Source organism: Halalkalibacter nanhaiisediminis, assembly GCF_007830185.1.
In the GTDB taxonomy this organism is placed as follows: Bacteria; Bacillota; Bacilli; order Bacillales; family Bacillaceae_D; genus Halalkalibacter; species Halalkalibacter nanhaiisediminis.
This window is the reverse complement of record NZ_VLKZ01000001.1, coordinates 261,846-280,738: the sequence shown is the minus strand read 5'-3', so window position 1 is coordinate 280,738 and position 18,893 is coordinate 261,846. Positions and strand designations below refer to the sequence as shown.

Genomic DNA, 18,893 nt, shown 5'->3' with positions numbered 1-18,893 from the left:
ACAAAAGGAGATAGCTATGCACATTTTTAAGCGTTTTTTGGCAGTTTTAGTTGCAACGACTCTTTTAACAACGACTTTACTAACTTTCCAAATGCATGAGGCACAAGCAACATCACTCATTAAACCTGGATTGTATAAAAAAGATAATATGTCCATTGTTATTAATGGGGAAAGATTACAACTTGCAGATCCTATCCTTAATAAAAATGGCCATACACTTTTGCCAATGCGAGCTCTTTATGAAGCATTAGATGCACAAGTCTCTTGGGACAAAGCATCTCTAACAGCAAGAGCCGTTCGTCATAACACAACGATTAATTTGACGATTGGTTCAACAACAGCTCTAGTAAATAACCAACGTATTTCATTAACAACTCCATCCATTATGTATCAAAATCGTACATATATACCATTACGTTTTGTTACTGAGAATTTTGATGGTACTGTCGTGTATAATCATCAGCAGCAGTCTGTTACAATCACCACTACACAAACACCAAAACCACCATCAGTTGTAACGGAGCCATATACACTGTATTTAAACAACCAAAGAATCATGATGGAAGAGCCTGCGATTATTCGAAATGGACGTAACTATATTCCAGCCAAATACTTTTACGGTTATCTTGAGAATACAGCGATTCAATGGTTAGACTCACAGACACTTGAAATGCAAATTGAAGGACTTGTCTTTACATTCAGAAACAATCAAAACAACATTTTGGTTAACCAAGAGCCTTCTCATTCCAGTGAAACACCGTTTTTTGTCGGTAATGATATGTATGTTCCCATTCACTTTATTGTCAATGCATTAGGTGGTAACCTACGCTTTATGAATGACACAAAACAAATCTATGTGTATTTAAATCGATTTATGTTCAATAGTGAGTTCCTTCCAAAGCATGAAGGATCTTTGAATACACCGATCCTTGTACCAGAAGCCAAATTAACTGGTGAACGTCAATTGCTTGTTAGTGATAACCCTGAAACACTTACATCAAGTGTCGTGCCAACACCAAGAGCTACTCTTTCTTGGCATCGTGTCACAACGACTAAACAGCTTAATGATCATCGTGTATTTGGTTGGCATGTGAACCAATTAGGAAAAAAGGTCAATATCGGTATTACAATCGAAAACACTTCAGAAACAAACAGCCTAACGATACCAGCATCTACTGGTATGGCAAAACAAAGCAGCAATAGCTGGATTAATTATGATATCGGCTTACCGATTGCCGATGCAATCTTGAATGACCGATTACAAAATAAGCGCAGCCGTGGTATCACAATCAAACCTGGTGAAACTGCATTAATTGATGAATTCGAGCTTTATCCAGGATATATTCTCGGTTTCCTTAATGACATAACGATTGAAACTGATGCGCCTGGTCAAGAAAGAAATTATATCATCCGAACTGTCTTAAGTGAAAATGCCAGTGATTTAACAACGATTAAGACGGAGCCAGTTCCAGTAAACCGTGCTGCAGCACATCCACGCGGGGCATGGCCACAATCAGCTCTTGAAACAACATTACCAGAATACAGAGTTGGATCTCCAGAACAAGGATACAACCTTTCGAACGGACGCACTGATCATCTTCTCACAGAAGGAAATTCACTTGCCACGACAAACGGAGCCATTGGGAACCCTGGTCATTTTGGAATGACTTATCGTATTAACGTCCCTCTTGTAAATGATTCAGCAAGAACCCAAACCGTTCGCTTAAAAGCAGCAGGTCGAGGTGGCTTATACAGTGGAGCGATTAAAGTGAATGGTGAGATTCATTTGATTCCTACATTAAAACCAAATCAAGACTACGTTGAACTCATTGACTATCCTGTTGGACCAGGAACAGATCAGATTGAGATTGAAGTGATGCACGCTGGCGGAGCTGCTTTACCACTTGCATTGTATATTGAGACGCTCTAAAGAACAACGTCACTAAGTAAGTAACATCGCTAACTTCGCGCACGTCCTGTGAGCAACGCCAAATACTGACGTCACGTGGGTATAGTAAGAGGAAGGATCAAATTGAGATCCTTCCTCTTTTTTTCATTGATTGATTAAATGGTTAGCTGCTGATTCTAGTACTACCTCAAACTCGAGTCCTAACTCAGCTTCTGCGTCTCCTTCAGTTCCAAACTCAGCTTCTATTAGTTTTAAATATTCTTCAAATGTAATAGCTGAATGAATTACTTCTTGTGGAATGACGATTTCCTCTACTTCATTATGGTTTGAATAACTAGATTGTGCATGTTGAACAAGGTGCATCTCTTCCCCATCAACTGAAATTGTCATATCTGAATCCATTTTCTCCGATAACGGGAACAGTGTTTTTTTGTCAAGAACCGTCACGATTGACATGCTATTAATGTCGAAATCAACATTGAAATCTTCAAGCGCCTCTTCTTCTAAACCAAGATCAGGAGCATTTAAGATAAAATCAAGTAAGTCTTGGAATCCTTCGCCAGATACTTCAAAATGAAGTTCATACGTATCTTCTTGTTCATACACTTTTAAATCTTCCATATAGCTTTGCATTAATTCAAATTGAGCCGTTGGGTCCATTTGACTTTCAGACATACCGAGTAAATCCGTATACATGCTATCATCATACTGAATCCACTGATCAAATGCAGAATCATACACAAAGAAACCGGCTTCTGTTAAATAAGATTCAGAAATATATTCTTCATCTATTTCTGCCATTGTCATTGTCATATATTGATACAACCCAAATGGATCCATGACAACATCCATTTGCATATTCATGTCCATTTCCATCTCTTCGCCCATCATATTCATTGATTGTTTAATGAAAAAATCACCTGAGTAGCTCGTTAAATTTTGATTCGCTTCAATTAGATCTTTTAGAAAGGCTTCTGTATCAGAAACGATTTCACCTGGTTGTTCCTTTTTCAAATAAACGGTTCGCTTTGCTTGATTCCAATCCACTGTGAATCCAGCTTCCTCTACCACAAAACGTAATGGAATGAACAAACGATTTTGTTTAATTGCCACAGGGACATCGACAGTTATTGTTTGACCATTGACGACCACTTGACTTGAACCAAGCTTCATTTTTATTGTAAGATCTTCCCCTTTAATGGTTGCACGTTTAGCAGATGCATTCCAATCTACTTCCAACCCAAGCTGCTCAAATACTCCACGTACAGGTACAAGCGTACGATTATTTTTTACAAAGGCAGATGAAGCATGATCTAAAATTAGTGCTTCTCCATCAATCACTATTTTGACGTTCGAATTCGTTGCTGCCGCTGCTTGAAAAGGTGCGAATGCCATAGCCAAACAAGCAACAAGCATCATCCAGATGACTAGACGTTTCAAAAAAATCACTCCTGTTTCTATATTTGTCTTACTTGTTTACAATTCGATCCTCCCAAGTAAATTCCTGCATAAAAAAGAAAATCGTATTTTAAAGGAAATTAAGCCTATCATCACATAACTTTTCATAAGACCACAATCCTTAAATGGATAAGCCTTATTTTTAAAACTAGCAACTAACCGACTTACAGAGAAAACTTTCATGAACCTATGCTCTTAACCCAAGATAAAAAAGTTTATTCTTTTCCTGCCCAACTTGCCCCAACCAACTTTCATACAGAAAAAAAGAGCTACCGCAATAAATGCGATAACTCTATCAAACAATGATTTCTTTATCTAGCTATGATGATGCTTATGGGCGAGTAATAGTGACAGGCTCAGCAAGTTCAACAGCATCACCTTTGTAGTCGAGTAAGTTAATAGCACTAATTGTAGTTGCATTAGCAAGTTCAGAAGCTGGATCTACAGAAATCGTAACTGTCTTACCATCTTGAGAAACCTGCGCATTACTTACTGCTACTGTTGCAGTCTCATCACTAGCATTAGCAATAGTTAAATCAAAATTTTCCACGATGTTAATAGCTTCAGAGAATGTTAACACAAGTGTTCCATTACTTGGCGTATCACCAGCTAGTGGAGCTACTGTAAATTCAGCTGAAGAAAGTGTTGCTGCGGGTACTAATTCAGCGTCAAATGTAAAGCTCTTACCACCATAAAGGTCGTGAAGTTTCACAATAACTTTTTTATCTGAATCAACAAATGTTACATTGTTGATCATTTCGGCTGTAAGAATTTCATTGTCATCTCTATCATGGCCTGCAGTTACAGCTGCTAAAACGTTAGCTTTAGAAATAGATTCACTGATAGGAGTATTTGCTACACCCTTAACTTTAGTAACACCTTGTTTGAAAGAAAGAGAAGAAACTTGAGGAGTTGTGTTGACGACTTCAACATCCAATGTAGCAAAAGTTGTGATAAGATCTCCTTCCACTTTTCTCAATTCAACTTTAGCAGTACCCTCTTTTTTACCTGTAACAGTAAATGTTGTTCCTAAGTCTCCAACTGTTAAAATTGAAGTATCAGAGCTACGTATTTGTAAACCTTCTAGAGCTGCAGTTAAATCTGCACCAGTTAGTTTAACACCTTTTACAAAAGCATTTACGTTCACAGCTAGAGTGTCAGCACCATTTAAATCAACTTTGGCTTTATCAGCAACTGTTAATGTATAGCTGTCCACTTTAGTAGGATCAATTGTAACTGTTTCCACCGTAAATGAACCAATTGCCTCTCCAGTAACAGAAGCTACAACAGTATATACTCCTTCTGCTTGGTTGAAGTTTTGAAGTGTTACTTTTCCACCAACTGGAACAGTCACTCCATTGGCGCTGTATACTTCCGCACCTTCTTTATCAACAATCTTCACATCAACTATTTTTGAACCAACACGTAATGCTTTGCTATATTGATCAAGAACAAAAAATTCAATGTCAGCATTTTCTTGCGCCTTTACTTTTACATTTTCAGCAGAAATGGTTGCAGCTTTTTGAGCAGCCTTCACGTTTACTGTTAAATTTATTGGCTCTTCAATACCTACAAATTTAATTGTGAATGTAACAGTCCCTTCAGATACAGGTACAATTACACCATTTTCAGCGCTGAAATAAGCAACTGTTACATCGCTAGACGTGATTTTTTCTACTTCAGGAAGTGATACATCTTCAGTTTCACCAAAGAAGTTAGCTACCTCTGTTGCAGCGATTGTAACATTCTCATCAGATAAAGTGATGTAATCAAGACCAAAATCTTCTCCGTTAGCTTTCAAGCCAACCTTTTTTACACTTACTGCTTCTAACGCATTTACTACTTTAACATCTGTCCAATCAGATGTAATAGTCTCTGTGTCTTTCGTTAACTTCACAGCATATTTGAAGTCAGCTGAGAATACACCTGTTGCACCATTCAATAAACCAGTAGTCTTTTGAGTGTTAGATGCTGTTCTATTGAATAAGAACTCCACTTCATACCCAGCTTCTTTTAACTCTTCAATTGTTACTGTTTTATTACCGTTCACTTTAATTTGTAGTTGTTGATCAGCTGCTTGCTTAATAGCTGTTGTTGATGCACTTACTGAATTAACAACAAGCTCTGTATCTTCTGCTACTTCCTTTTCAACGGCTAATCGTTGTTCTTCAACTTCTGTTCTATGTAAGAATGCAGCTGATTCTGCACGTGTTACATTTGAGTTAGGCTCAAATTTACCAGCGCCTTTACCTCCAACAACACCAAGGCTGAATAGAGTTGTTACATATTCTTCGTACCATGCACCAGGTACTAAGTCATTAAGTTCAACCTTTGCAGTTGCGTCTTTTTCAAGGTTGTAAGCTTCGACAACCATTTTAGCGAAAGCTGCACGAGTAATACTTGCATTTGGCTTGAATGTGCCATTCTCGTAGCCTTCAACAATACCAGCATCTACTAGCGCTGCTACATATCCTGCATACCAAGCGTCATTTTTCGTGTCTTTGAAGTCTAGTGTAGGCGTTTTAATTACTTCTAAACCAAGTGAAACAGCAAGCATTTTTGCCGCCTGTGCACGAGTCACATTTTCTATTGGACGGAATGTTCCATCAGTAAAGCCGTCTAGTACACCATTTCCTACTAAATACTCAACATTATTTTTGTACCAAGCATCTGCTTTAACATCTGAAAATTTATTAGTAGCTGCTTCTGCCGTAATTGGAGCGATTGGAGCTACAGCTGATACGACTGCTGCCGCTGCAACAGATGATGCTAAAAACTTACGATATGACTTCGAATTATACCCCATTTAAAATTCCTCCTAGATGACTTAATTTATGATAGTTGAGCGACTCAAACTATATGCATATCATACAATTAACCTTTTATTTATTCACTGCTGAAAAGATACCAATAGGCTCAAGTTGTGGATTTATTGCTGTATTATGGCAAATGTAAGCGTTATCATTTTTCTAAAATTTGTACCCTAATACCTGAACTTACAAGAAAGTAGCAGGATTTATAAGTTTTATTTCATTATTTTCGTAAGCTAACTAAATCCTGCTAGTCTTATAAAATAATTGATAAAAGCCCTTTAGGCTGAGAAACGATCTCTACCTAAAGGGCTGGTCGCAAATAACAAAGTAATTTACGCTATGACGAATTTTTCTTCCACGACTTCAACTTCTTCTTCGTCGTCATCATCATTGTCTTCTTCAACTACTTTTTTATTCTTCTTTTCAACTTCAAGCTTCACGCCTGAATCAAACTGGACTTTTACGTCTATTTCTTTCACATTTTCAAAGTTGATTCCTGCAGCTTGTAAGATGGCTTCTACAAGCTCATCCTCTGTCATACTGTCAGTCAGCTGCATAGAATCTAGGTATGCTTCAATTGCTGCCTGTGCTTCTTTACTTTTTAACTTTTCTTTCTTACCTTTATAAACTTTAGATTCAACCCCAGCTTTCACTTTTCCATTCTTTTCGTGCTTATATTCCCATTCATGTTCGTCTTTGTCATGTGTTTCAATTTCTACTTTTAATTCAAGCACGCCTTGGTAAGAGTCGTACTCAGAATGCTTGTCTTTCTCACGATCTTTGTGCTTCTTTTCATCTCTTTCTTTATCTTTGTACTTCACTTTCGTACCATCGGAAAATTTGATTTCAATTTCTAGCTTAATAAGCTCGCTTTCCGTAGAGAGAGACTCTCGAATACGAGTGACGATCTCATCTTGAGACATACTAGAAGTCAGGCCCCATTGATCAACATAAGCTTGAATCTCTTTCAATGCTTGCTCGCCTTTTACCTTACGCTCTGAATCATCCAATTCTTCTTTTAACTCTGCTTTAATGTGACCTTTACGGATCTTATACTCTATTTCAAGCTCACCATCATTTGCATACTTCGCTTCAATCTCAAACTCTTGAATGTCTTGGCTAACCACTTGCTCAGTCACATTTGAATCAAGAATTTCTGCTTCAACGACTTGATCATTTAATACATATAAAGATAGCTCGTCGCCTGCTTGTAATTGAGATGGTTGAATTAAACGACCCTTATAAAGTACATATAAACCATCAGCGTATGTAATGACTTGTTCACCGTTTACATGTTCAATTGTAAGAGACTTTTCCTCAGCATTATGAGAAACTAACGTACCACGTACAAATGTTACCCCTTGTTCATCTAGCAAGCCGTCATATGTACGGTCTAGCACGGCCGCCATTTGTGAACGAGTAATATTTGTGTTTGGTGAAAAACGTCCATCTGGATTACCTGTAATAATTCCATATTCTTCTGCAATGTTGACATACCCTACAGATCCTGCGGGAATTTGATTGGCATCAACAAATGATGGTGCAACAGTAATAGCTGCTCTAGCTTCCTCTTCTAAACCAAGTGCACGTACGAGAATACTAGACACCCATACTCTCTTTGCAGGCTGGTTTGGCGAAAGACGATCTTCAGACGCGTCAAACAATCCTTGCTCTAGTGCAACAAGAACATACCCCTTTGCCCATAGGTTTCCTGGATTTTTAAAATACTCAGTTGCATCCTTAAAGAAAACTGGCTTGCTCAAATCTTGTGCCTTTGCTTCCTCTTCAAGTCCAAGTAACCGAACAGCTGTTACGATTGTTTGAATACGGGTAACGGGATCATTTGGACGGAAAGTACCATCCTCATACCCTTGAAAAACACCCTTTGCTTTCATGCGCTCAATATATTCTTGAGCCCAATACCCTTCATTCGTATCTTCAAAATTTAGATCTAATGTTTCTCTGTCGTTTTCCGCCGCTGCAAACATCGGAACAGCTAGCAAGAAAACGAGCATCAAGATCATTATTTTCTTCATTTACACAATCTCTCCTCTACATGAATTTTCTGACTACAAGTATATATTAATGGATCTGGATCTCTTTCACACATTGCTATGTACCTATTTTCGACATAGTTCGCAAGAGGTTATTGATGACCAATCAAAAAAAACTTTGAGATAAATTCTTCTCAGTTCATCCCACTATATATCGGTATTGTATCTACTGAATTTAACCATTTATCAACCGTATTAAGTTATTTATCAACGAAACTAAGCTATTTATCCACTTATATCAACTTAACGATTAATTTCGTAAGTTGTCGACTTAGAAAAAGTGCTTCAAACGATACTCTACCGAATAACCTTAAATTTTTTTGCTAAATTCCAGAAAAAAAACTAGCTTAAACTGGTAACAATCGGGTATGATATAGGAGTATAACTTACGGTAATAGTTCGGTTGACATGACGCTACTTGTATTTTTTCAACAGGTAGCGTATTTTTTTTGCCTTTTTTACCTCTTATCGACCTCGCTTTTCCACGCCGACGCAGTGAAAAAATCTAACATTATTTACTATATCTCTCCTAAATCATGTATGCTATCATGATGCTAGCATAGGGATATTACCAAGATTAAACTTGTGTAAACATTCCCTTTATCTAAGACTACTAACTCTAGTTTTTTGAGAGGGCTAGGCAAGATAGAACGCCCTCGCTATCATCAGAAATCTCATGTTATAATAGAAACATTGTAAAAGTTAGGAGCGAAAATAGAATGTTACGTTCATTAAAAAAATTAATCGGTGATGAACAACAACGAAAGATCAAGAAGTACCAAAAGGTTGTTGATCAGATTAATCAGCTCGAATCGGATATTGAAAAACTCTCCGATGACCAACTTCGTGAAAAGACAAGCTATTTTAAAGATCAGCTTGTTGCTGGAAAGTCATTAAAGGACATCACAGCCGAGGCTTTTGCGGTTGTCCGAGAAGCTTCTAAGCGCGTTCTTGGTTTACGTCATTATGATTCACAGCTTATCGGTGGGCTCGTCTTAACCGAAGGCGATATTTCTGAAATGCCTACTGGTGAAGGAAAAACACTTGTTGCTTCTTTACCCAGTTATCTCCGTGCCCTTGAAGGCAAAGGGGTTCACGTTATTACTGTTAACGAATATTTAGCAAGCCGTGACCGTGACTTAATCGGTAAGGTACACGAATTTCTAGGCTTAACGGTTGGTCTTAATATCTCTAATATGCAGTCAGCTGAAAAACAAGCTGCTTACAATGCTGACATTACTTACGGTGTAGGTAATGAATTTGGCTTTGATTTCCTGCGTGATAATATGGTATATAACGTTTCACAACGGGTACAACGTCCTTATCATTTCGCGATTATTGATGAGATTGATAGTGTATTAATTGATGAAGCGAAAACACCGTTAATTATCGCTGGTAAAACGCAAGTTAGCCCGAATTTATATTACATCTGCGCAAAAATTGCTCGTAGCTTCAAAGAAAACGAGGATTATTTATACGACCGTTTAACGAAATCAACGAACTTAACAGATGACGGAATTACGAAAATTGAACGAGCGTTTGGCGTCGACAACTTATACGATTTGGAACACCAAACATTGTATCATTTCGTTCTTCAAGCGCTTCGTGCACGTGTTATGTTTCAACGTGATGTGGACTATATCATAAAAGAAGGTGAAGTTCAGCTCGTTGATATGTTTACAGGACGTATCATGGAAGGTCGTACCTTTAGTGATGGTCTGCATCAAGCACTAGAGGCAAAAGAAGGCGTTACCATTACAGAAGAGAACAAGCAGCAAGCTGTGGTCACTGTACAGAACTATTTCCGAATGTATCCACTATTATCGGGAATGACAGGTACAGCAAAGACGGAAGAAAAAGAATTCCAAATGCTGTACGGAATGGATGTCGTGCAAGTTCCGACAAACAAACCACGCATTCGTGTAGACCGTAATGATTTAATTTTTAAAACAGCGGATGAAAAATACAAAGCCGTCGCAAATGAAGTGAAAGCTCGTTATGCGAAAGGACAACCTGTATTAATCGGAACAACTTCCATTATTCAGTCAGAAACAATGGCTACGTATTTAGATGAAATTGGCGTACCTTATGAACTTCTCAATGCAAAGAGTGTTGAAAATGAGGTAAAATACATTTCCTTAGCTGGGCAAAAAGGACAGGTTACGATTGCGACTAACATGGCTGGACGTGGTACAGATATTATGCTCGGTGATGGGGTCGCAGAATTAGGTGGCTTACTCGTTCTTGGTACTGAACGCCACGAAAGCCGTCGAATCGATAACCAGCTTAAAGGACGTTCAGGTCGTCAAGGTGACCCAGGTGAAACACAAATTATGATTTCTCTTGAAGATGATATGATCCAACGTTTTGGCGAAGAAGAGCTCGAAAAACTGTTCACAGAAGTAAAAACAAATGAGCACGGTGTCGTCACAAACACTGAATTATACGAGTTAGTAGACCGTATTCAAAAACGAAGCGAAGATCAAAACTACGCAGCTCGTGAGTATACATTAAAGCTTGATGACATTGTCAACGAACAGCGAAACGTCATCTACAATCTACGAAATCGTACTCTCGAACAAGAAGATGCCTTATCTCTCTTGTTCCCAATGGTGAAAGAAAGCGCAGAAACATTTGTAGACCAATATTGTCCAAAGGAACTGCTTCCAGAAGAATGGAATGTTCAAGAGCTTAAACAGCGACTTGGCTACATCCTTCCTTCAGACATTCAAATTAGCACTGACGTTGAAGATTCAAAAGAAATGAAACAAATTGTTCTTGCTGCGGCTGATGACTATGTGAAACGATTAGAAGAATTCATCGAAAATAGTGATCTCCAAGATAGAAGTAGACGAATTTTACTCATGACGATCGATTTTCATTGGCTTGGGCATCTTGAAGAGATGAATCGCCTGAAAGAAGGCATTGGTTTACGAGGCTATAGCCAGGAAGATCCAATGCGCATATATACAAGAGAAAGCTATGAACTATTTACGATGATGTATAAATCACTTCAGCGTGAAGCAAGTATTCACCTTTACAAAGCAACTCGTAATTTGCTTGAACAAGAAGAGGAGGCATAATCATAAATGGGGATTTTTTCGAAACGCGATAATAACGAACAACCAAAGTTAGAAGGAAAAGAAAATGCCGTTTCTTCATCAGATTTATTAAATGAAGAATCAACTACTGAACAAAATAAAGAGATTCAAACCGAGCTTTCGATACATTCAGAATGGGAACTTCCAAAAGAAGATATCTATGCATATCAGTTTTTGAATATGGAGTGCACTCCACTTAAGCCAAATCAATTATCTTTATCGGGAATTAACTTAGATGAAGAGAAAGAAGGACTTTATCGGGTTACAGCTTTTGTCCGTAACAGCTTAGATAAAGCAATTAAGCTAGAAGAGACGACCCTTGTGTTAGTGAACAAAGAGGGTCAAACACTTGGTCGCAAAGCATTTGATTTAAGTGAGTTAGGTGAAATCCCAGCTCGCAGTAGCCGACCATGGCATTTCTATTTTACTCATAAAGATTTATTTACACAGGAATTACCTAGAGAAGACTGGCAGCTAGCATTCCAGCTTAAGCCCTCTTCTCGCAAGCATTCACTTGATTTAGAAGCTAGTTGGGAAAAATCTCTAGCAGAAGATAGCAAAGCTAGGTTAGAAGAAGTGGTTAATAATCTTACTCCTCCAAAAGAGGGTGAGGTTAATTTCATGGGTCTTCAAGTAAAGAAAGCAGACAACGGCGATTTGCATGTAACACTGTTGATTCGTAACGGAAGCGAAAAGAATATCAACCTTGAACAAATTCCACTTCAAGTTGAGGATGCAAATGGTGATGTAGTTGCTAAAGGTGGCTTTAAGCTCGATCATTTAACCGTAAAAGCAAATACGAGCAAACCGTGGACATTTATTTTTCCAAAAGCAATGATCGTGAAGGAAGATGCAGACTTCTCTAAATGGAAAGCCTATGCACCAACTCAAAAATAAATGCTAAAAAAGAGTGACTTAAAAAAGTCACTCTTTTTCTATGTGATTACTGTACATTTACCGTAAATACTTGCGGTGTGTTAAAGTCAATCGTTGTAGGAGCATTATTTTCATCTGCAGTGTCTAAATCAACAGTCACAGACGTCACATAAATTGTGGCTGATCCTTCTGCAAGTACTGCAGCTCCACCATCATTATCATTCACGACTGCATCATTCGAAGATACGAATTCTAGGTCTGTTACTTCTGCCCCTGCAATGGTTGAACCTTCATGAGAAATTGTGGCAATATCATTAAATCTGTCAACTAATGTGTTACCAACTGCTGCATTGATTGTGCTAGATGTAAATCTTACTTGAGGAGGAACGGTTGTATCTACAACTTCAAATGTAGTTGTTTCAATCACGGCATTATTTAAGCGAACGGCAATCGTATACGTTCCAACACCATTTAACGCTGCTGCATCAAGAACTAGCTCCCCATTCTCATTGATGCGAGTTGAAGCTACGACTTGGTTTCCATTTGCATCACGTACAGTGTAGGTTGCGTTCGTAGTTTCATCTTGAATAAACAATCCATTTGAATCGACTGCTACAACAGAAAGATTGCTTGTTGTTGTATTAGAGTTCAGATCAAAAGAAGATGGTAATCCTCTTACTTGATAAGAAGCAAATTGACCTGGCTCAACAACACGAACATTAAGCTCTGCTGTTACGTCAGAGTTTGCAACACCAAGCTCTACTGTATAATTGCCTGCCGCTGCATTATCGGTAACGACGTACAACTGTCCATTTTCATACGTCATGGTTAAGCCGTCCACTTGTTGAGGAACAATATCCGCATCAAATGTTCTCCCATATTGGTCAAGTACTTGGGCATCCAGTGTGACACCAACAGTATCAAGTGTCGAAAGGGTCACTGAATTTGATTCAAGTGAAATTTCATTCGCAGCTCGTTCTGCATTTACATTAACTTGTACAGTTTGTGAAAAAATAACACCATTATCATCCCTCACAGAGACTCTAATTGGAAGAGTACCTGTCGTAAAGGGTTGAATTTGTCCTGTATGACGATCAACAACTGCCACATTTGTATTTAAAGACTCGAAGACAACTTGGTTACCAGCTGCTGTTGGGTTATAAATGTTACCGAATCGATCTTGAAACTGGACGTTTAAATAGTCTGGCTCGCCTCCAGCATACACATCTGTCACTTGCTCATAGTTACCTGCCGCAAAGTTTGCAGATCCTTCAGCATTTGTGATCGTATAGTTAGAAAGTGTCGTTGGTACAGCGTCCACTGATGTAATCGTGATTGTTTCACTTTCAACGACATGATCACCGTTCGTGTAGACAACTTGGACGGTTGTTGACGTTCCTGCTGCTAATCCAGATACCTCTCCTGTATTCGGGTTCACAGCACTTGATGGAGAACGGAAAGATACATCTACCTCACTTGTAAGGTTAACCCCATTCTCATCATACACGTTATATTCTAATTGACTCGTTCTATGTGCTGGTACATACTGATTCTCAATCACGATTTCTGCCACATCCGTTAATTCAAAAGCAAAATCGTACGTGAGCGTCTCTCCTGCTGCATTCACACTAAATCCGTAAGTTATACCAGAAGATAATGCATTATAAAGCTGTACAGTTGCACTTTGTCCGTCGGCTGCTAGTGTGACAGATTCAGGGTATACCCTTCCGCCTGTATTTGTATTTCTGATGACAACATCATTTGCAGTTAAGCTCTCAACAGGCTGTGTAAAAGTGATTTCTACCGATGAAGGAGTAACTGCTCTAACTGATTGCACGGCAAGTTCTGGTGTTTCATCTCCTGGCCCTTGATTTAGACGCTTCTCTGGAACCTCTGTACGATGTAAGAAAGCTGCAGATTCTGAGCGTAGTACCGTTGCGTTTGGCGCGAAGTTCCCGTTAGGCAATCCACCAACAATTCCGTGTCCTGCAAGCGTCATGACAGAACCTTCATACCACGAACCAGAAACGACATCAGGGAAAGTATTATTGTTTGGATTTGTGGCACCCGTTATACCATATGCTGAAACAACCATTGCGGCAAATTCAGCACGTGTGATTGTTGCATGAGGGCGGAATGTTCCATTAGGGAAACCATTAATCACTCCACGCTCTACTAATGCTGCGACAGGGCCCGTGTACCATACGCCATTTCTTGTATCCGAAAAGTTAAGAGTAGCATTGCTTGAAACACTGATGCCAAGCGATGCAACAATCATGGCTGCAGCCTCTGCACGTGTTAACGTTGCTGACGGACGCAATGTGCCGTCTGGATATCCATTGAGTACACCTTTGTCATAAAGGTATTCAACATGTTCATAATACCAAGCATTTGCATTCACATCACTAAAGTCACTTGCTGCAGCTGCACTTACATGTGTTGTTGCAATTGGAGCTCCTACTGTAGCAACCATTGCAGCAGATACCCCAGTGGCCATGTACTTACGGTAAGACTTAACATTATTACTCATGAAATAAAACTCCTCCTTTTAAATAATAAAGATTAATAGTCCACCAACCATAGCCCTTATTACGGGAGATAGGTCAGCATTCCATGTGAATTTCGCTAGCAAACTATTTTAACTACTACTTCTACAACTTTAACTACTACTTCAACAGCGGGTATGCATTATGACATACAAGTCTAACGAACTCACAATTTATCTTAATTTATCTTACATGGTAGGCATTACCCTGAGCTCTAGTAAACTAAACGATTTTCCTTCATTAAAATCAGATCTTTCAGTAAAATGAGGAAAATAGCCTACCAATCAATTGATAAGCTTCAAAAGCGACTTATTGACTATGAATATTCGAGCAATTGGTTTAGCTGAATTAGCGATTCATGTTTTCGAAGTATTAACTTTACTAAAATAGTGATTATACATAAAGGATCACAATCGTAATTGACTGTGATCCTTTAAAAAACCTTTTATTTCATTCCGTATAAGAGAATATGAATTTGCTCTCTTAGAAAGTCCTCTGTACGTTTCTCATTTATAATTAACTTTAAATGCACAGCCAGTCGAACCATATTTAAGATGGTCCATGCTGCACTTTCAGGTTGAACATTTTTCATTTGCTTACTACTTATAAACTGTTTTAGTTTACTCGTTAAGGCAACATGTAACTTTATTTCCTCGTTCATAAGCCATTTCTGCAAGTCTTTTGAAATGTGTTCGAGATCTTGAGTAAGAACCTGTAGTTTATCTGCATGCTCATCAATTAACAGGATACATTTTTTTGAGAAACCTTCTAATAATTCTTCAATCGAGTCAGCATGAAATATGATCTCTTTAATATCGTTGAAAACGTAGGAAGCAACACTTTGCATCATTTGAGTAAATAATTCTTCTTTACTAGAGAAATACTCATAAATCGTCCCTTTTCCAACACCCGCTTGCATCGCAATGTCTTTAACGGTTGATTTTTCGTAACCCGATTCAAGAAAAACCTCATTCGCCGCCTTTAAAATGATTTCACATTTTTTCATGGCCCTCACCAAATTCCAGCTCTTCTAGATCCTCTTCGTTTTTCTTCCGTTTAAATAACCCTTTCAATCTCATTGCGATGTTATCAATAATGACATACATAACCGGAACGAAAACGAGTGTGAAAACAGTAGAGGACAATAATCCAAATACGACAACGACTGCCATCGGTTGATTGGTTTCGGCTCCTTCACCAAATGCCATGGCTAAAGGTACCATTCCAAGTACTGTCGTAAAGGTTGTCATCAAAATAGGGCGCAAACGACTTCTACCTGACTCTACTATTGCTTCAAAACGCTCCATTCCTCTAGCACGTAGAATATTAATATAGTCTACGAGGATAATACCATTGTTTACAACAATACCAGCAAGCAAAATGAGCCCCGTCATAGCAGGCATACTTAATGGCACATTTGCTACTAGTAATCCCGCAATGGCGCCGATGATCATCGTTGGTAGAGAGAACATAATAATGAATGGATACATGAATGACTCAAACTGAACCGCCATAACCATGTAAATTAAGAAAATTCCCAGCACGAGTGCAAATCCAAGCTGAACAAAGGATTCTGTCATTTGTTCCGTTTCCCCGCCGACTGAGATTGCATAACCATCTGGCAATGATAATCTACTTAATTCTGCTTGAATATCACGATTAACACTTCCTAAATCACGTCCTGCAACATCACTCGTCACCTGAACACCACGTTGCTGGTCTTCACGACTGATTTCCGCAGGTCCTTGCGTTTGTTTCAAACTTGCAATGGTTGTTAATGGAACATTCATACCTTGGTTATTTCGAATCATCATCGTTTCTAGGTCACGAACCGTTTGTGTTGAATCCTCTGGAAGTAGCACTCTCACATCGTACTCGTTACCATCTTCCTTATACCTTGTTGCTACTTGACCATTAAAGCCAAGGCTTACTTCATTCATGACACTCTGATATGATAAACCGTATTGATTTGCTAACTGACGATCAACCACTACCTCTACTTGCGGACGACCTTCTGCTGCTGAGCTAGAAACGTTTATCGTACCATCTACATCTTCAAGAATCCACACTACTTGTTGAGCGATATCACTTAACACGTCTAAATCATCACCAGTAATACTAATCGAAATTGGAGCTCCTGTGCTAAAGCCTCCACCAGTGTGTTCAACGCTAATCTTTGTACCTGGTATTCCAAGATTTTCAATTGAGTCGTTTACTTCTTTTACAAATGCGGTTGTCGTCATTTCACGTTCAGTTGAGCTGATTAATTGAATGGATAAATTCGCTATATGTGAATTAACAGCTTGTACTGGACCACCAGCAGTAGCACCTCCACCAATTGAGATGTAATTAGTATTAATGATGTTGTCATAATCAGCGAGCACAGTATTAATTTGATCGACAACTAATCCCGTTTCTGATAATTGCGTACCTACTTGTAATTCCACGTTGATAGCGACCGCACCGTCATCAGCTGTAGGCATTAATTCTGTTCCTAACAGCGGAGTTAGTGCTAAAGACCCAAGAAATAGCCCCATTACAATAAGAACAACTGTTTTACGGAAGTTCAATGCTTTTCTTAAGATATTTGTATAGACATCTCGTAGTTTATTTAAGCCACGATCGACCAATCCATCACTCTCTTCACCGTCAAATGATACCTTCGCATTACCGAGAAATTTGGATGAGAGCATCGGAACTAATGTAAGGGCACAAATAAGCGATGCTGTTAGCGAGAAAACAACCGTCAATGCCAATGGCTGGAACATTTCTGCTGCTAAACCACTAGTAAAGACAAATGGTAAGAATACAACAGCTGTCGTCAATGTCGACGCGATAACGGACGAAGCAAGTTCAGAACCACCGACAAATGCAGCTTCTCTAATCAACATCCCTTCCTGTCGCTTCTTGAAAATATTTTCTAAAATAACGATCGAGCTATCAACCATCATTCCAATACCGAGAGCAAGTCCCGCCATCGATAAAATATTTAAAGTTTGACCCGTAAAATACATCAGAGTAAACGTAGAGATAATCGCAATTGGAATCGATAGTCCAATAACGAGCGTTGTTCTAATATTACGTAAGAATAGTAATAAGACTAGAACAGATAAAACACCACCAGTAATCAGATTATTAACAACCGAATTAATGGAATCTCGGATGATTGTGGAAGTGTCCATGATCTTTGTTAACTGAAGATCTCGTTCTGCTAAACTACTATTTAAATTTGCTAGAACCCTTTCCACACCATCAGCCACTTGTACGGTATTACCGTCAGACTGTTTCATAATGGTGAACATGATGACCTCTTCACCATTAACAAGTGACACCATATTTTGATCTTTAAACGTGTCAATAACTTCAGCCACGTCACTTACTCTTATAGTTCCACCATTCGGTAAGGAAATCTGAGTATTTTCAATGTCTTGAATGGACGTGAATTCCCCGTCGATTCGTAGTTGTAATTCTTGATTTCCTCGCTGTACGGTTCCAGCTGAAACAGCGCGATTCTCTCCTCCAAGTGCTTGAACAACCTGAGAGCCCGTTATTCCGTAATTGGAGAGCTGATTTTGATTCAAAGCAATACGAATTTCGCGTTCAATTCCACCTTCAATCGTAACAGACCCTACTCCTGGTACACGCTCTAGCATCGGTTGAACTTCATCTTCTGCGACTAACTGCAAGTTCTGTAGTGAATCACCAGTTAAGCTAACGGTCATGATTGGGATCGCTTGTGGATCAAATTTCATCACAGTAGGATCATTTGCATCCTCAGGTAACAACCCAGAGACTTGATCAATTCGATTGCGCATATCATTAATGGCATTGTCTATATTCGTTCCATAATCAAACAATAAGATGACAAGAGAAGAGTTAGGAGATGAAACGGATTGAATCGAATCGACTCCTTCAATACTCCCGACTGCTGCTTCAATATGCCGAGTAACTAACTCTTCCATTTCTTCAGGTGCAGCCCCGTCATACGTTGTCGTAACAGCTGCCACTGGAAAATCGATTTCTGGAAAAAGATCGACGACAAGCCCTCTTACTGAAATCACACCTAGTACAAGGGCAAGCACTACGATCATAACAACGCCGACTGGGCGTTTTATTGAAAGATCAACGAGCTTCAC

The 18,893-nt window shown here is 38.8% G+C and carries 9 protein-coding genes; 3 read left to right on the top strand and 6 right to left on the bottom strand.

Going from position 1 to position 18,893, the window contains the following annotated elements; genetic code table 11:
* Nucleotides 1-16: 16 nt before the first annotated feature.
* The gene (locus IQ10_RS01240; protein WP_144448662.1) at nucleotides 17-1,930 is read left to right on the top strand and encodes a copper amine oxidase N-terminal domain-containing protein; all 1,914 of its coding nucleotides are present in this window, start codon (nucleotides 17-19) and stop codon (nucleotides 1,928-1,930) included.
* A 123-nt stretch (nucleotides 1,931-2,053) separates the two neighbouring features.
* Here IQ10_RS01240 and IQ10_RS01235 read toward each other — a convergent pair whose 3' ends face one another.
* The 3 genes from IQ10_RS01235 to IQ10_RS01225 form a co-directional block, all read right to left on the bottom strand.
* Entirely contained in the window at nucleotides 2,054-3,349 is a 1,296-nt protein-coding gene (locus IQ10_RS01235) for a copper amine oxidase N-terminal domain-containing protein (RefSeq protein WP_144448661.1), read from the bottom strand.
* A 349-nt stretch (nucleotides 3,350-3,698) separates the two neighbouring features.
* On the bottom strand, nucleotides 3,699-6,173 hold the full coding sequence (locus IQ10_RS01230) for an S-layer homology domain-containing protein (RefSeq protein ID WP_144448660.1): 2,475 nt from the start codon (nucleotides 6,171-6,173) through the stop codon (nucleotides 3,699-3,701).
* 339 nt (nucleotides 6,174-6,512) lie between these two features.
* The gene (locus IQ10_RS01225; RefSeq protein ID WP_144448659.1) at nucleotides 6,513-8,216 is read right to left on the bottom strand and encodes an S-layer homology domain-containing protein; all 1,704 of its coding nucleotides are present in this window, start codon (nucleotides 8,214-8,216) and stop codon (nucleotides 6,513-6,515) included.
* Nucleotides 8,217-8,953: 737 nt separating this feature from the next.
* Between IQ10_RS01225 and secA2 the strand changes: the two genes are divergently transcribed.
* Both secA2 and IQ10_RS01215 read left to right on the top strand, forming a co-directional pair.
* Entirely contained in the window at nucleotides 8,954-11,317 is a 2,364-nt protein-coding gene (gene secA2 / locus IQ10_RS01220; RefSeq protein ID WP_144448658.1) for an accessory Sec system translocase SecA2, read from the top strand.
* Nucleotides 11,318-11,323: 6 nt separating this feature from the next.
* On the top strand, nucleotides 11,324-12,232 hold the full coding sequence (locus IQ10_RS01215) for an accessory Sec system S-layer assembly protein (RefSeq protein WP_144448657.1): 909 nt from the start codon (nucleotides 11,324-11,326) through the stop codon (nucleotides 12,230-12,232).
* A gap of 46 nt (nucleotides 12,233-12,278) precedes the next feature.
* Here the strand turns inward: IQ10_RS01215 and IQ10_RS01210 are convergent, their stop codons facing one another.
* The 3 genes from IQ10_RS01210 to IQ10_RS01200 form a co-directional block, all read right to left on the bottom strand.
* On the bottom strand, nucleotides 12,279-14,741 hold the full coding sequence (locus IQ10_RS01210; RefSeq protein ID WP_144448656.1) for an S-layer homology domain-containing protein: 2,463 nt from the start codon (nucleotides 14,739-14,741) through the stop codon (nucleotides 12,279-12,281).
* Nucleotides 14,742-15,202: 461 nt separating this feature from the next.
* Nucleotides 15,203-15,763 (bottom strand): TetR/AcrR family transcriptional regulator, encoded by a 561-nt coding sequence (locus IQ10_RS01205; protein ID WP_144448655.1) that lies wholly within the window; start codon nucleotides 15,761-15,763, stop codon nucleotides 15,203-15,205.
* Nucleotides 15,750-18,893, bottom strand: coding sequence for an efflux RND transporter permease subunit (locus IQ10_RS01200; protein WP_144448654.1), 3,144 nt, complete (start codon nucleotides 18,891-18,893; stop codon nucleotides 15,750-15,752). The genes IQ10_RS01205 and IQ10_RS01200 overlap by 14 nt, the downstream gene beginning before the upstream one ends.

Coding starts and splice junctions, on each gene's coding strand:
- IQ10_RS01240 (WP_144448662.1), top strand. CDS start 17: ATGCACATTTTTAAGCGTTTTTTGGCAGTTTTAGTTGCAACGACTCTT.
- IQ10_RS01230 (WP_144448660.1), bottom strand. CDS start 6,173: ATGGGGTATAATTCGAAGTCATATCGTAAGTTTTTAGCATCATCTGTT.
- IQ10_RS01225 (WP_144448659.1), bottom strand. CDS start 8,216: ATGAAGAAAATAATGATCTTGATGCTCGTTTTCTTGCTAGCTGTTCCG.
- secA2 (WP_144448658.1), top strand. CDS start 8,954: ATGTTACGTTCATTAAAAAAATTAATCGGTGATGAACAACAACGAAAG.
- IQ10_RS01215 (WP_144448657.1), top strand. CDS start 11,324: ATGGGGATTTTTTCGAAACGCGATAATAACGAACAACCAAAGTTAGAA.
- IQ10_RS01210 (WP_144448656.1), bottom strand. CDS start 14,741: ATGAGTAATAATGTTAAGTCTTACCGTAAGTACATGGCCACTGGGGTA.
- IQ10_RS01205 (WP_144448655.1), bottom strand. CDS start 15,763: ATGAAAAAATGTGAAATCATTTTAAAGGCGGCGAATGAGGTTTTTCTT.